This is a genomic window from Pseudomonas sp. A125 (genome assembly GCF_055409485.1).
Genome location: NZ_JBUZVP010000028.1, coordinates 1 through 13827 on the forward strand (window position 1 = coordinate 1; position 13827 = coordinate 13827).

Annotated in this window: 12 protein-coding genes and 2 pseudogenes; 4 read left to right on the top strand and 10 right to left on the bottom strand. The window is 56.5% G+C overall.

Annotated elements, in window-relative coordinates; genetic code table 11:
- Nucleotides 1–316: 316 nt before the first annotated feature.
- Nucleotides 317–1536, top strand: a protein-coding gene (locus ACZRN6_RS28545) for an IS3 family transposase (protein WP_464009391.1) whose coding sequence is annotated in 2 segments (ribosomal slippage) — nucleotides 317–662 and nucleotides 662–1536 — 1221 coding nt in all. Because the reading frame shifts where the segments join, the coding sequence is not laid out codon by codon here.
- A 42-nt stretch (nucleotides 1537–1578) separates the two neighbouring features.
- Here ACZRN6_RS28545 and gfa read toward each other — a convergent pair.
- From gfa to ACZRN6_RS28565, 4 genes are all read right to left on the bottom strand, one after another.
- Nucleotides 1579–2148, bottom strand: coding sequence for an S-(hydroxymethyl)glutathione synthase (gfa, locus tag ACZRN6_RS28550; RefSeq protein ID WP_200656218.1), 570 nt, complete (start codon nucleotides 2146–2148; stop codon nucleotides 1579–1581).
- 67 nt (nucleotides 2149–2215) lie between these two features.
- Nucleotides 2216–3325 (bottom strand): S-(hydroxymethyl)glutathione dehydrogenase/class III alcohol dehydrogenase, encoded by a 1110-nt coding sequence (locus ACZRN6_RS28555; RefSeq protein ID WP_200656217.1) that lies wholly within the window; start codon nucleotides 3323–3325, stop codon nucleotides 2216–2218.
- A 65-nt stretch (nucleotides 3326–3390) separates the two neighbouring features.
- Nucleotides 3391–3666, bottom strand: coding sequence for a formaldehyde-responsive transcriptional repressor FrmR (frmR, locus tag ACZRN6_RS28560; RefSeq protein ID WP_200656216.1), 276 nt, complete (start codon nucleotides 3664–3666; stop codon nucleotides 3391–3393).
- Between the two features lie 322 nt (nucleotides 3667–3988).
- Nucleotides 3989–4390, bottom strand: coding sequence for a DoxX family protein (locus ACZRN6_RS28565; RefSeq protein WP_464009392.1), 402 nt, complete (start codon nucleotides 4388–4390; stop codon nucleotides 3989–3991).
- Nucleotides 4391–4692: 302 nt separating this feature from the next.
- On the opposite strand from ACZRN6_RS28565, the gene istA reads away from it, so the two are divergent.
- Both istA and istB read left to right on the top strand, forming a co-directional pair.
- Nucleotides 4693–6192 carry an IS21 family transposase gene (gene istA / locus ACZRN6_RS28570; protein WP_464009439.1) on the top strand — a complete coding sequence of 500 codons (1500 nt, stop codon included), beginning with the start codon at nucleotides 4693–4695 and terminating at the stop codon, nucleotides 6190–6192.
- Nucleotides 6185–6988 carry an IS21-like element ISPsy20 family helper ATPase IstB gene (gene istB, locus ACZRN6_RS28575; RefSeq protein ID WP_464009393.1) on the top strand — a complete coding sequence of 268 codons (804 nt, stop codon included), beginning with the start codon at nucleotides 6185–6187 and terminating at the stop codon, nucleotides 6986–6988. The genes istA and istB overlap by 8 nt, the downstream gene beginning before the upstream one ends.
- A gap of 165 nt (nucleotides 6989–7153) precedes the next feature.
- Here istB and ACZRN6_RS28580 read toward each other — a convergent pair.
- From ACZRN6_RS28580 to ACZRN6_RS28605, 6 genes and pseudogenes are all read right to left on the bottom strand, one after another.
- Nucleotides 7154–7738: pseudogene (locus tag ACZRN6_RS28580) on the bottom strand (enoyl-CoA hydratase); the annotation flags it as partial.
- A gap of 9 nt (nucleotides 7739–7747) precedes the next feature.
- The gene (locus tag ACZRN6_RS28585; protein ID WP_464009394.1) at nucleotides 7748–8899 is read right to left on the bottom strand and encodes an acyl-CoA dehydrogenase family protein; all 1152 of its coding nucleotides are present in this window, start codon (nucleotides 8897–8899) and stop codon (nucleotides 7748–7750) included.
- Nucleotides 8900–8947: 48 nt separating this feature from the next.
- On the bottom strand, nucleotides 8948–10006 hold the full coding sequence (locus ACZRN6_RS28590) for an enoyl-CoA hydratase/isomerase family protein (RefSeq protein WP_464009395.1): 1059 nt from the start codon (nucleotides 10004–10006) through the stop codon (nucleotides 8948–8950).
- Between the two features lie 62 nt (nucleotides 10007–10068).
- A complete protein-coding gene (locus ACZRN6_RS28595) occupies nucleotides 10069–11574 on the bottom strand; it encodes a CoA-acylating methylmalonate-semialdehyde dehydrogenase (RefSeq protein WP_464009396.1) in 1506 nt (501 codons plus the stop codon).
- Between the two features lie 230 nt (nucleotides 11575–11804).
- A pseudogene (locus tag ACZRN6_RS28600) lies at nucleotides 11805–11912 on the bottom strand (PFL_4669 family integrating conjugative element protein); the annotation flags it as partial.
- Nucleotides 11913–12177: 265 nt separating this feature from the next.
- Complete coding sequence (locus ACZRN6_RS28605; RefSeq protein ID WP_464009397.1) at nucleotides 12178–12660, bottom strand: hypothetical protein; 483 nt, start codon at nucleotides 12658–12660, stop codon at nucleotides 12178–12180.
- Between the two features lie 142 nt (nucleotides 12661–12802).
- Between ACZRN6_RS28605 and ACZRN6_RS28610 the strand changes: the two genes are divergently transcribed.
- A complete protein-coding gene (locus ACZRN6_RS28610; RefSeq protein WP_464009398.1) occupies nucleotides 12803–13660 on the top strand; it encodes an AraC family transcriptional regulator in 858 nt (285 codons plus the stop codon).
- The last annotated feature ends 167 nt before the right edge of the window (nucleotides 13661–13827 follow it).

Here is a 13827-nt window from a genome sequence, read left to right on the forward strand (position 1 = left end):
GCGAATGGTCAAGTCCAATGCAAATGCCTGGTCACGTCCGATGCAAACGACTGGTCAAGTCGAATGCAAACGACTGGTCAAATGGGGTGCAATTTCCCATCATTGAACTACCTAAATAAAGTTTGAAAGTGTGTAGAGAAAAAAGGGTGTACCCACTCGCCGATTTTATGAAGGGCGAGCGGGTACGCCTGATAACACTAAGTGCTATCGGGTTTGTTACTAAAAGCTAACGGTATTGCTGCTCGGTGAACGAGCCCCATGAAAGACAGGACACCGTTCCCCCCTTAAGATAAGGGATAGGCAAACGGGTATGTTTATGACTAACAGCAACGATAAGGGTGGCGAGTTGCTCGGCCAGGAACGCCGACGCCGCTGGAGCACCCACCAGAAACTGGCCATGGTTCGCGAGAGCCTTGAACCTGGACAAAGCGTGTCCGTGGTTGCCCGACGCAACGGCATCAATGCCAACCAACTGTTCCTGTGGCGCAAGCTGTATCAGGACGGAAGCTTGTCAGCAGTCAGTGCCGGCGAAGCCGTGGTACCGGCGTCCGAGCTGAGCGATGCGCTCAAGCAGATCCGCGAATTGCAGAGAATGCTTGGCAAGACGACGATGGAAGCGGAAGTCCCCAGAGAGGCCGTGGAGATCGCCCGTTCGCGAAAATGGATTGCGCACTCACCCTTGTTGCCGGGGGACGACCAGTGAAGCTGGTCAGCGAATGTCTCGGTGTGTCGCGCTCCCAATTAACGGTTCGAATCAAGCAATCGGTTTCGCCCAAAGTACGGCGACCTCGGCTCGTCAACGATACGGAGTTGGTCGCCGAGATTAAGCAGCAAGTGAGTGAGTTGCCGAGCTATGGCTACCGTCGGGTTTGGGGTTTGCTTCGCCGCGAGCGTGAAGTCCAGTCGCTGGCTCCGCTCAATGTGAAACGGGTCTACCGCGTCATGCGTGATCACAATCTGCTGCTAGAACGACGCATCAAGCAGCCAGGCGTACAGCGCCGGCATGAAGGCCGAATCGCCGTCACTACCAGCGATACCCGCTGGTGCTCGGACGGCTTCGAGTTCCGCTGCGACGACGGTGCAAAGTTGAGCGTAACCTTTGCCCTGGACTGCTGTGATCGTGAAGCTATCGGCTGGGTCGCCAGCCCGACGGGCTACAGCGGCGATGACATCCGAGACTTGATGTTGGAAAGCGTGGAGAAACGTTTTGGCGATCAGCTACCGAGCACGCCGGTGCAATGGTTGAGCGATAACGGCTCGGCCTATATCGCCGAGCAGACGCGCCTGTTTGCCCGACAAATCGGCTTGCAGCCGGTAACGACGCCGGTACGCAGCCCGCAAAGCAACGGCATGGCGGAGAGCTTCGTTAAGACGATCAAGCGTGATTACGTGGCGCACATGCCCAAACCGGATCGAGAAACGGCGTTGTGCAATCTGACGATTGCCTTCGAGCATTATAATGAACAGCATCCGCACAGCGCTTTGAAATATCGGTCGCCGCGAGAGTTTAGGCGCTTGGCAGCAGCATCAATTTAACGGGGAGTTGGTGTCCGATTTGGTAGGGGCAAGTCCACTCGGTCAGAGTACGCCGTTCTGCTTGGCGACGTGAGTTGCCAAGGCATCCATCAGTGCTGGAGACAGGCAATCATAGGTCGGCAGGCCGATGTCGCTGAAACGAGCCCGGATACCGTCCATCTCGGCCGGCGGGGTGCCTGTTTCAATGACAGACGACACGAATGCAGCAAAGCCAGGCGCGGCCCAACCGGTTTGTGGCGACAGTTCGGTGTGTACGAAATCCAGGCCGTGGAACGCATGGCCAGTGTTTTCGATGCGACCGTACAGGTGCGCGCCGCAGTCTTTGCACGCGTGACGCTGGATGGTGGCGCTTTCATCGACGATGGCCAGTTTGGCTGCGTTTGCAGTCACGCTGACTTTTTCCCGTGGAACGACCGCGATTACCGCGAATTTCGCGCCTTCAGGCTTCCAGCATTTGCTGCAACCGCATGCGTGATTGTGCAGGGTTTGAGCGTCAATCTTGACCTCAACCTTGTTGGTCGCGCACAAACACTGCAAGGTGCCACCAGCGAAATCGGCAGCGGCTGGCTTGATACCAGCGTCCAGCGAAGGATGCAGTTTTACATTGCTCATGTGTATCTCCGGAATTGCTCAGGGTTGATACGAAAAGCTCCCCGGGGCTCGCGCCCCGGGCAACCTGTCAGTATTTGATGACCGTACGGATGGATTTGCCTTCGTGCATCAGGTCGAACGCTTCGTTGATGCGTTCCAGCGGCATGGTATGGGTCACGAACGGAGCGAGTTCGATTTCGCCTTTCATCGAGTCTTCAACCATCTTCGGCAACTGGCTGCGGCCTTTGACGCCACCGAATGCCGAGCCTTTCCAGGTACGACCGGTAACCAGCTGGAATGGCCGAGTGGAGATTTCCTGACCGGCACCGGCGACGCCGATGACGATGGATTGCCCCCAGCCACGGTGTGCGCATTCGAGCGCCGCACGCATGACATGAACGTTACCGATGCATTCGAAGGAGTGGTCGACGCCCCAGCCGGTCATTTCAATGATCACTTGCTGAATCGGCTGCTCGTGATCTTTTGGGTTGATGCAATCGGTAGCGCCGAACTGGCGTGCCAGGTCAAACTTGGTCGGATTGGTGTCGATGGCGATGATGCGACCGGCCTTGGCCTGACGAGCACCTTGAATGGCAGCCAGACCGATGCCGCCCAGACCGAAAATGGCCACGGTGTCGCCCGGCTGGACTTTAGCGGTGTTATGCACTGCGCCGATGCCGGTGGTTACGCCACAGCCCAACAGGCAGACGTGTTCAGGGTTGGCGTCGGGGTTGATCTTGGCGACCGAAACTTCTGCGACCACGGTGTATTCGCTGAAGGTCGAGCAGCCCATGTAGTGATACAGCGGTTGGCCGTTGTAAGAAAAGCGGCTGGTGCCGTCGGGCATCACGCCTTTGCCCTGGGTCGCGCGCACGGCGGTACACAGGTTGGTTTTACCCGACTTGCAGAACAGGCACTCGCCGCATTCCGCGGTATACAGGGGGATGACGTGATCGCCAGGCTTGAGGCTGGTCACGCCTTCGCCGACTTCAACCACGATACCGGCGCCTTCATGGCCGAGTACGACAGGAAACAGGCCTTCAGGATCATCACCGGACAGAGTGAAGGCGTCTGTGTGGCATACCCCGGTATCGGTGATCTTGATCAGCACTTCACCTGCACGAGGGGGTGCTACGTCGATCTCAACAATCTGAAGCGGCTTACCCGCTTCAAAGGCAACGGCTGCACGAGATTTCATAAGGTCTTCTCCAAAGGGTAGTGCTCATTGAGATGGGTACCGCCATCGGCATGGGCCAATGACGGCTACTTCAGGTACGTGCGCACCAGAGAAATCACTTCATCGATCGAAGCCCGCTGGGCGTCTGTTGTGTTGACTAAGGTCGTGAACTCTTCCCTAAGATGGCTTTCCAGTACCCCGGCCATCAGCCCGTTTACGGCGCCTCTCATGGCGGCGATCTGCTGCAGCACCGGACCGCACCCGGCTCCTGCCTGGAGTGCTGATTCAAGAGCATCCAATTGCCCCCGAACTCGCCGGACTCTGGCCAGGACGCGTTTTTTCTCTTCAGGTGAATGTGGCATCGGAGTAATCCTAGTCAAGCCTCACAAGCTGTCTATGCGGGTACTGGTAGGGAGTATGTCTGGTACTGGTAGGGAGTATATCTAGGTACTGGCGGGGAGTATACCGGGTAGGGTGCTTCAATCTGCCACACCATGAGCTCGGCTAGTCAACGTCGAATGACTGTAGCCCCATGACAGCGCAAGCATCGGCAAGATTTTGTTACAGAACTTGTGCACTCGCACATTAAAAAACCCGGTTGAGGAAAGGGGAGCGGAGCGTTCAACCGGGTAGTAATGTGATGGGCTGGACGCGCTTTGGCGACCAGCGATTGCCTTTCCAGATTTAGGCTTTGCGGGCAGCCTTCAGAGCCAATGGCCCGTCACCAAGCAGTGCTACAACCAATGCAGTCACGCTGAGGTAAATGGGATATTCCCATCCGCCGTTCGCGTTGATGAAGCTCCAGCCATTGCTGAAGTGCACGGTCGAAGCGACGAAGAGCTGTACGACCGCAATTGCGGCGACCCACCGGGCGTAAACACCTAATACCAACATCAGGCCACCTACCACTTCAAATGCCATGACTGGATAGGCAAGGAAACCCGGAAACCCTATGGACTCAAAAAATCCGGCGGTGCCAGCAGGGGTGAATACCAGGACCTTTGTCAGGCCATGGGCAATAAACATAATGCCAAGTGCCAGGCGCATGACCAGTGCGGCGTAGGGGGCGGTGCGTGAGTCGATCATAGTGTTGTTTCCTTCTGTTTAATAAGCGTACTGGGTTGGGATGTGGCTATCTTATAGATCCTGAATTGGAGATAAATAAGCCTGAATGTGATTAATAGTTCCTATAATCGGGACAATCGCCGATTTTGCTTCAGTACCGGCGGTGATATCTGTAGTGCAAACCACGGCGAGACGTTGGGCCAGCCAATGTTGCCGCTGACCGAAAACTGACCCAGTAGAGGCTCTTCTGCCGACTGAAAACTGACCCAGGTGTTCAACTGCTTCTGCTCACTTTTCGAGCAGGAGAACACAGGGTGATCAGCATGGAAATGTTGGGAAAAATCCGGCGGATGTACTTCCGCGACAAGCTCTCGCTGCATCAGATAGCCAAGCGTACCGGGCTGTCTAGAAACACCATCCGAAAATGGGTCAGAGCGCCCGAAGCCACTCAGCCAGCGTACCAACGGTGCGCAACCTTCAATAAGCTCAGCCCTTTTCACGAGACCCTGGAGCAGGCGCTCAAGGCCGATTCGTTCCGGCCAAAACACAACCGCAGGAGCGCCAAAGCACTTTTTGAGCAGATCAAGGCCGAGGGTTATGACGGCGGTTACAGCCAGCTCACGGCGTTTGTGCGCTCTTGGCGAGGCGAGCAAGGCAAGTCTTTACGCGCTTTTGTACCGCTGACGTTTGCGCTCGGTGAGGCCTTTCAATTTGACTGGAGCGAAGAAGGTCTGCTGATCGGTGGTATTTTTCGACGTATCCAGGTCTCACACATGAAGCTGTGCGCCAGCCGCGCATTCTGGTTGGTTGCGTACCCCAGCCAAGGCCACGAGATGCTGTTTGATGCCCATACCCGTTCGTTTGGAGCGTTGGGTGGTGTGCCGCGTCGCGGCATCTACGACAACATGAAAACGGCTGTCGACAAGGTTAACAAAGGCAAAGGCCGCACGGTCAACGCCCGGTTTTCCGTGATGTGCGCGCACTATCTGTTCGATCCGGACTTCTGCAACGTGGCCTCTGGCTGGGAGAAAGGCATCGTCGAAAAGAACGTGCAGGACAGCCGGAGGCGAATCTGGCTCGATGCTCAAAATTGCATGTTCCATACCTTTGAGGAACTGAATGTCTGGCTCGGCCAACGTTGCCGGTCGCTCTGGAGCGAACTGGTGCATCCGCAGTACAACGGGCTGACGGTGGCCGAGGTCTTGGAGCTGGAGCAGGTCGAAATGATGCCAATGCCGACGGCATTTGATGGCTACGTCGAGCGTACCGTGCGGGTCTCCAGCACCTGTCTGATCAGCGTGGCGCGAAATTGCTATTCAGTGCCATGTGAGCGAGTCGGCCAGTGGGTCAGCAGCCGTTTGTACCCTTCGCGGATCGTGGTCATTGCCGACGAAACGGTGATCGCCAGCCATGAGCGCCTCTTTGATCGAGATCAGGTCAGTTTTGACTGGCAGCACTACATCCCACTCATCGAACGCAAGCCTGGTGCATTGCGCAATGGCGCGCCATTTGCCGACCTGCCAAAACCGTTACGGCTTCTCAAACGAGGACTGAGGCGTCACACCAACGGTGATCGAATCATGATGCAGGTACTGGCTGCTGTGCCAATTGCGGGTCTCGAACCAGTGCTGGTGGCGGTGGAGCTGGTACTTGAATCGGGAAGTCTGAGCGCCGATCACATCCTCAATGTCGTTGCCCGCCTGACCTCCACCGCACCACCTCCCTGCGTAGAAACCAGCCTGCAACTCAAGGTCGCGCCTGTTGCCAATACGGCACGCTACGACCGGCTCCGTGCGACCGATGAGGAGAATCGCAATGCGTGACCTAATGACTGAACTCAAAGAACTGCGCCTGCACGGCATGGCCAGTGCTTGGGAAGAACTGGTCTCTCAAGGAACAGCGTCGACGGCTTCATCGAAATGGCTGCTGGAACATCTGCTTCAGCAGGAACATGCGGATCGCGCGGTGCGCTCGGTGAATCATCAGATGAACATGGCAAAACTCCCCATGCACCGTGATTTAGCTGGCTTTGACTTCAGCGCTTCCAGCGCTGATGCCCGGCTGGTCAGCGATCTATCAAGCTTGGCGTTCACTGAAACCGCGCAGAATGTCGTGTTCATCGGCGGCCCTGGAACCGGGAAAACACACCTGGCCAGTGCCTTGGCTGTATCCGGAATCACGGCCCACAACAAACGCGTGCGCTTCTTTTCCACGGTGGATCTGGTGAATCTGCTGGAGCGTGAGAAGTACGATGGTAAGGCAGGCCGAATCGCCCAAGGACTGCTACGAACAGACCTAGTGATACTGGATGAGCTGGGGTATTTGCCCTTCAGTCAAAGCGGCGGTGCCCTGTTATTTCATCTGCTGTCCAAACTGTACGAACACACCAGCGTGGTCATCACCACCAACCTCAGCTTCTCGGAATGGTCGAGTGTGTTTGGCGACGCCAAAATGACTACGGCGCTGCTGGATCGGCTGACACATCACTGCCACATCGTCGAAACGGGCAACGAGTCTTACCGCTTGCAACAAAGCACCTTGGCCGCCCAGACAAAGATCAAGTCACGGGAACGAAAGCGCAAGGACGGAGATGATGTCGAGGACGATGAGCCATTTTAATCCGCACCATAAATGCCCTGCTGCATGCGGTGGGGCTTGATGCGTCTTCAATCGGAACACTGCTGCTAAGCTTATCCACAATTGCTGGGGCAAAAATCAGCAATCCGTCCTGGGTCAATTTTCAATCGGCAGGGTGGGTCAGTTTTCAATCAGCGCCAACACGCCAATCCGTTCTCCACAAAGAATCATGCGTTTCGCCCAACCTTCGCCCACCAGCCATGCCAGGTTCTGGGTTCCACCACCGCAGGGCAGGAGTCCGACCTTGGCTTCTGGCAAGGCCATTTGGGCGTGTTCTTCGGCAATGCGAATGTCGCACGCCAGTGCGCACTCTAGGCCACCACCCATGGCATACCCATTGATTGCCGCAATAGAGACACCACGAAAATTCGACAGGGCCTCGAAGGCTCGACCGAACAAATCACTGATCTCTTTGGCAACGCGTTTATCACCGCTGGCAAATTGGTTCAGGTCAGCGCCGGCCGAGAAGAACTTTTCTCCTTGCCCTGTAATGATCAGTGCGTAGATATCCTTGTCTTGATTGAGCTCTTCGACAAGCGACTCAAGGTGGGCCAAGGATTGGATATCCCAGGTATTGGCGGGTGGATTGGCGATAGTCAGCAAGGCAGTGTGCCCGCGGCGTTCTACTGAAATTTTGTCGTTGTTCATGTGATGGGCTCCGGCTGAAGGTTTGTTGTTGTGAGTGCGCTTGAACAACTCGGCAACGTTCGGTTCACTTGCCAGTCTGGTCATGCTGCCGTTTCAGAGTGAATAGTCGCGCAGCTCGCGCGCGATCAGCAGGCGCTGGATTTCGCTTGAGCCTTCGTAGATCTGAGTAATCCGGGCGTCGCGGTAATAACGTTCGACCGGATAGTCTTCCAGGTAACCGTAACCGCCATGGATCTGTACCGCTTTGGAGCAGACGTATTCGGCCATCTCGGACGCGAAAAGTTTCGCTTGTGAGGCTTCTGACAGGCAGGGTAGGCCGGCCGTTCGCAAGCGGGCCGCATGAAGGATCAGCAGGCGAGTCGCATTGAGACGGGTGTGCATATCGGCGAGCATATTGGCCACGCTCTGGTGTTCGATGATGGGTTTGTCGAACTGTATGCGCTCGCGGGCATAACCCAGGGCTGCTTCGAAAGCTGCGCGGGCGATGCCAAGCGCTTGTGCGGCGATGCCAAGCCGGCCACCCTCCAGGTTCGACAGGGCAATGGACAGGCCCTTACCGCGCAGACCGAGTAGATTGGCTTCAGGGATGCGGCAATCGCGCAGGGTAACTGCACAGGTATCGGACGCACGAATGCCCATTTTGTGTTCGCTACGATCGACCACAAAACCCGGGTTGTCGGTGGGGACCAGAAACGCCGAGAGACCTTTCTTGCCCAACTCTGGATCGGTCACTGCGAACACGATCGCCAGCTTGGCGCGCTTGGCGTTGCTGACAAACTGCTTGGCGCCGTTAAGCACCCATTCACCGTTTTCCATCACGGCGCGGGTTCGTAGGTTATGCGCTTCGGAACCCGCCTGAGGTTCGGTCAGGCAAAAGCAACCAATGCTGCGCCCCGCAGCAAGATCAGGTAGCCAGGTCTGTTGCTGATCCGCAGTGCCGTACTTGAGGATCGGTCCACAACCCACGGAACTGTGGATACTCATCACTGCGCCTAATGCGCCGTCGCCTGCCGAAATCTCTTCGACCGCCAAGGCGTAGGCAACATAGTCGATGTAAGTACCGCCCCATTGTTCAGGAACGATCATGCCGAGCAGGCCAAGCTCGCCCATGTGCGCAATCGTCTGATCATCGATCCAGCCAGCCTTTTCCCAGGCCTGGGACTTGGGTGCGACTTCGGCCCCGGCGAAGTCACGGGCCATGTCGCGGATCATGCGTTGTTCTTCGGTCAATTCGATGTCGTGCATGGGGCTCTCTTTTGTATTCTTGTTGGGGGAGGTTCCGGTAGTCGCGGCTTATTTAAATCCGGCGAAGAATGCCTCGACGCGTTGCGGTGTCATCTCTATTAAGGTCGCCGGGTTCCATTGCGGCCTCTTGTCTTTGTCGACCAGTAATGCCCTTACACCTTCCATGAGGTCGCCTTTCTCGAACCACTGCCCGCTGAGGTGCTTCTCCAGCCTGAAGCAGTCGGCCAGTGATAGCGTCCGGCCTCTGCGTAACAATTCAAGGGTGACGCTGACCGCCAGGGGAGAGCGGTTGTTAATCAGTTTCAGGGTCTGTTCGGCCCAGTCCTGAAACGCATAGCGCTCTTCGTGTTTCAGTGAATTGCAGATCTGTTCGATCGTGTCGAACGAGAAATGCAAATCGATGGCTGCAGACATGGCCTTGAGCTCGGCGCCCAGCAGCTTCATGGATGCCATGGATGCCAGCAGGCTGGTTAGGCAGTCCATGGCGGGCATGTTCCAATCCAGGGTATTCAGCTGGCTTTCAAACTCTGCAAATTGATCGCGCGGTAGGCACCAATCCGCCAGGCCGGTGAACAAGGCATCGGCCGGTCGGATGTGCAAACCGGTGATTCCCAGGTACGTTCCCAGCTCGCCAGGCAGGCGAGTCAGAAAGTGGCTGCCGCCGACATCTGGAAAAAAGCCGATGCTGGTTTCCGGCATACCCATGCGCGTGTCATCGCTGATGACACGTAACTGCGCACCTTGGACCAAACCCATGCCACCACCTAGGACGAAGCCGTGGGTCAATGCGAGGACGGGTTTGCTATAGGCATGGATGTACTGATCAAGGTCGTATTCCTCTTCGAAAAATACGTGATGCATGTTTTCACCGGCTTGATGGCTGTCGTAGAGCGAGCGGATATCACCGCCTGCGCAGAAAGCTTTCTCGCCGTTGCCACGCAGCACCACGGCGTATACGTCCGGATCGCCAGCCCATCGGTGAAGATGTTTGTGCAACAGACGAATCATGGGCAGGTTCAGCGCGTTGAGCCCAGTGGGACGGTTGAGCGTCAGGTAGCCCAGGTGATTGCTGACGTGCGCCAGTACCGGGTCTTCTTCCTGGTTCATGCTCCAGTGTCCTTGCGATACATATCGATGATTGCTGAAACAGCGACTGCGTTCTTGAATGCTTACTTCAACGTAATGGTGGTGTTGACTGACCCACCGACTTCGTTCTCATCGAACCAGCGTTCAGTGATGGTCTTGGTCTGGGTGTAGAACTGCACCACCTGTTTGCCGTACGGGCCCAAGTCGCCCAGTTTGGAGGCGCGGGATCCCGTGAAAGAGAACATCGGTACGGGCACCGGAATCGGTACGTTAATGCCAACCTGGCCGACGTCGATCTCTTCTTTGAAGTGCCGAGCCGCAGCGCCGGAGCGGGTGAACAGGGCGGTGCCGTTGCCGTTCGGGTTCGCGTTGATGATTTCGATGGCTTCATCCAGCGATTTGGCCTGCAGCACGCACAGCACCGGGCCGAATATTTCTTCACGGTAGATGATCATGTCTTTGGTCACACCGGAGAAGATGGTCGGGCCAACAAAGTTGCCCTCGGCGTAGCCGCTAACCTCGGGGTTGCGACCATCGAGTTCCAATGTCGCGCCTTCCTCGATCCCCATGGCGATCAGGCCGCTGATGCGGTCCAGGGCCGCACAGGAAACCACCGGACCGATGTCGGTACCCGCTTCAGCGCCAGCGTTGATCTTTAGCGTTTTGGTTTTTTCGATCAGCTCCGGCAGCCAGCTGTGTGCTTCACCCACCAGGATGACAACGGGCAATGCCATGCAGCGTTGGCCAGCGGCACCGAACGAGGCGCCGAGTAGGTTGTTCAGTGTCTGCTGTTTGTTCGCGTCTGGCAGGACGATCGCGTGGTTTTTTGCGCCCATCATGCACTGCGCACGTTTACCGTTCTGGGTCGCACGGTTGTAGACGTGGGTGCCCACTTTGGTCGAGCCGACGAAGGACACCGCTTTTATATCCGGGTGATCGCAGATCAGGTTGACCGCTTCCACCCCCCCGTGGATCACGTTCAGAACGCCTGGCGGTATACCGGCCTCCATAGCCAGTTCGACCAGGCGCATGGTAACCATGGGGTCCTGCTCCGACGGTTTGAGGACGAATGTATTACCGGTGGCGATGGCCATCGGGAACATCCACAGTGGGATCATCGCGGGGAAGTTGAAGGGGGTGATACCGGCGCATACGCCCAGCGGTTGCAGCAAGGTATAGGTGTCGACACCGCTGGCCACGTTGTTGGCCAACTCGCCCAACTGCAGGTTGCCGATGCTGGCTGCGTGCTCGACCACTTCCAGGCCGCGGAACACATCACCTTCCGCGTCCGGCAGGGTTTTGCCCTGTTCGGCAGTAAGGATTGCTGCCAGCTCCTTGATGTTCTCGCGGATTAGTTGCTGGTATTTGAGGAAGATGCGCGCACGAGTACCGATCGCCGTCTTGCGCCAGGTTTTGAAGGCTTCCTTGGCACTGGCAACGGCAGCGTTCATTTCTTCCAGAGTGGCGAAAGGGACGCGCGCGAGAACTTCCTGAGTGGCTGGATTGATTACATCGCGCCATTGCGTGGTGGTGGACTCGACCAATTGGCCGCCGATCAGCAATTTGACGGTGGGGACTGCACTTGTCATGGGATCTCCGGCCTGTGTCAGGCCTCTTGTTTTTATAAGAGGCCTTGACGCGAGGGTCGCATCGAGCCAACTGATGAAGTGATCCTAGCAGTGCAAATTTGTTTGTTGTATTCGAATAAATGCAAAACTAATCTGTATTTATGCATGGGTTTCTCGTCGCACATTGCAGAGTCAATGAACTTAATTAGGCGGAAAAATATATTTCTTTGGGCGCAAAAAGCTGCTCCGGATTCGCGTGCCGTCCGGTCTTGCCAAACATCTGCGGCATCTTGGGTGTGCAGGGTCAGGGTAGCATTGCTGCGCAATGAACCCAGATTGGGTTGGTAATGATCGGCCACGGTGCTGTCCTAGCATAAAGTTGGGCGAAAAGATGCGACAGATGATGTTCAGGGGCAGCCAAAAGCTGAATGTGTCTGTTCGGTTTGGGTCGGTTGTTGGAACCTTTGGATGGAGCGGATGGTGCCAGGGATGGGATAAGCCATTACTTTTTTGAGCGCGATAAAGTTTTATAAGCTTCTGTAAGCCAGCCTCAATCGTGCAGAAAGCCGCCAACCTTGCTTATCACCTCGCTATGTTGGCAGCCCTCATTTTTAGGCTGCGGAACTAGAGCATCCCGGCCTTCAAAGGCTCACCTGCCAACAGTTTCTGTACCATTGCCAGAGCCTCTTCCTTGGTGGCAGCAATGAGCATGGGGTAACCCCAGAATTTTTCATATGCGACTGCCAGCGCTTTGGATGGCAGTCGCTTTGCGGTGCTTGGTTCGATATGGATCGAGGCTTTGACGAAGGCCCGTAGCTCATCTTTGTGGCTCTTCATCCAAAGGGATGTTTGCTCCATCTCTTCAGAGCAATGCTCGTGTTCGCCTTCAACAAGGTCTTCCTCATGGAGGAGAATGAATACCTCTTTACGAGCAAGCAATGCTTCGAATTCGGCAAACGGCGAGTCTCCTGGTTTGTTGCTGGGCGCGGCGATTTGCATCCACACGAGTGGGAATTGGGTGGTATCTATAAGCACGTCAATACTCTCCGGAACGTGGTGAAAATCGCTGGCGGTCTCGCGTTTCGGAGAAGAGACATCGGCGTCCATTAAGGTGAGGCAGCGGCCTGACCGAGCAGGACAACCAGCACGATTGTATGGTATTCAGCCGGTGACTGGACGTCATTGCATAAGTTGGCCATAATATTGTTCAAAACAGCCATGTGGCTTTAGTTTGAGGCTCAACCCACCCATGTCAGACACTGTATTCAGAGACCCGGTCGCGATTTGGGATGTCGACAGCATCCCCCGGCCAGTTGCCGCCCTGAGCGCTTCGATGGTGGGCAAGGACTGGGAACAGGCCAAGCATCATCATCGCAAGGCGCAACTGCTCTACTCCGTACGCGGCATTCTTAACTGCGAGATAGAAGATGGTGTCTGGATCGTGCCGCCGCAGTGCGCGGTATGGATACCGGGGGACCTGCCACATTCGGCGCGGGGTTCGGGTGAGACAGAGTGCTATTGCCTATTCGTTGAGCCCGATGCCGCGCCGGATCTGCCGAAGAACTGCTGCACGATCTCCGTATCGCCGTTGCTGCGTGAGTTGCTATTGCGGGCGGCGGGCTTCCCCGAGCTATACGCGTCCGGGGGGCGGGAGGACCGGCTGATCGCTACATTGCTGGACGAGCTGTCCATTGCTCCCGTGGAAGATCTGCATTTGCCGATACCGCGTGATCCGCGGCTGCGTCGGCTTGCAGAAATGCTGTTGGCAGATCCTACCGACAAGACCGCGATGGGCGATTGGGCTATTCGTATCGGAATGAGCGAGAGGAGTATGAGCCGGTTGTTGCTGCAAGAAATCGGGATGAGCTTTGGGCGCTGGCGTCGGCAACTGCATGTGATTCTGTCGCTGCAGCGTATGACCAAAGGCGAGAGTGTGCAGACGGTTGCGCTGGAACTGGGTTACGAGAACGCTAGCGGTTTCGTAACCATGTTCCGCAAGGCGGTAGGCAAGCCGCCGGCGCGCTACCTCTCCGACCGCATGGCCAGCGCCACGATCGGAGGCGAATTCACTGCCGTGCCAGGTATTGTGCTTCCCGACCAAGTCTAGCGGACCGGCCTGTGGGCATGTTCATCTTCAACAGTGCGGAGCCTCGTAGAGCATTGGGATGTCTCGTAGTTCACCTGACGAGCGCATCCGGGTGACGGGCACCCGACGCCCCGTCTTGCCGAACGCTCAGTGCGCTTTTGTCTGGAGCTAGCCTGCACTGATATCGG

Coding starts and splice junctions, on each gene's coding strand:
- ACZRN6_RS28585 (WP_464009394.1), bottom strand. CDS start 8,899: ATGCACGACATCGAATTGACCGAAGAACAACGCATGATCCGCGACATG.
- gfa (WP_200656218.1), bottom strand. CDS start 2,148: ATGAGCAATGTAAAACTGCATCCTTCGCTGGACGCTGGTATCAAGCCA.
- istA (WP_464009439.1), top strand. CDS start 4,693: ATGGAAATGTTGGGAAAAATCCGGCGGATGTACTTCCGCGACAAGCTC.
- ACZRN6_RS28555 (WP_200656217.1), bottom strand. CDS start 3,325: ATGAAATCTCGTGCAGCCGTTGCCTTTGAAGCGGGTAAGCCGCTTCAG.
- ACZRN6_RS28595 (WP_464009396.1), bottom strand. CDS start 11,574: ATGACAAGTGCAGTCCCCACCGTCAAATTGCTGATCGGCGGCCAATTG.
- istB (WP_464009393.1), top strand. CDS start 6,185: ATGCGTGACCTAATGACTGAACTCAAAGAACTGCGCCTGCACGGCATG.
- ACZRN6_RS28605 (WP_464009397.1), bottom strand. CDS start 12,660: ATGGACGCCGATGTCTCTTCTCCGAAACGCGAGACCGCCAGCGATTTT.
- ACZRN6_RS28610 (WP_464009398.1), top strand. CDS start 12,803: ATGTCAGACACTGTATTCAGAGACCCGGTCGCGATTTGGGATGTCGAC.
- frmR (WP_200656216.1), bottom strand. CDS start 3,666: ATGCCACATTCACCTGAAGAGAAAAAACGCGTCCTGGCCAGAGTCCGG.
- ACZRN6_RS28590 (WP_464009395.1), bottom strand. CDS start 10,006: ATGAACCAGGAAGAAGACCCGGTACTGGCGCACGTCAGCAATCACCTG.
- ACZRN6_RS28565 (WP_464009392.1), bottom strand. CDS start 4,390: ATGATCGACTCACGCACCGCCCCCTACGCCGCACTGGTCATGCGCCTG.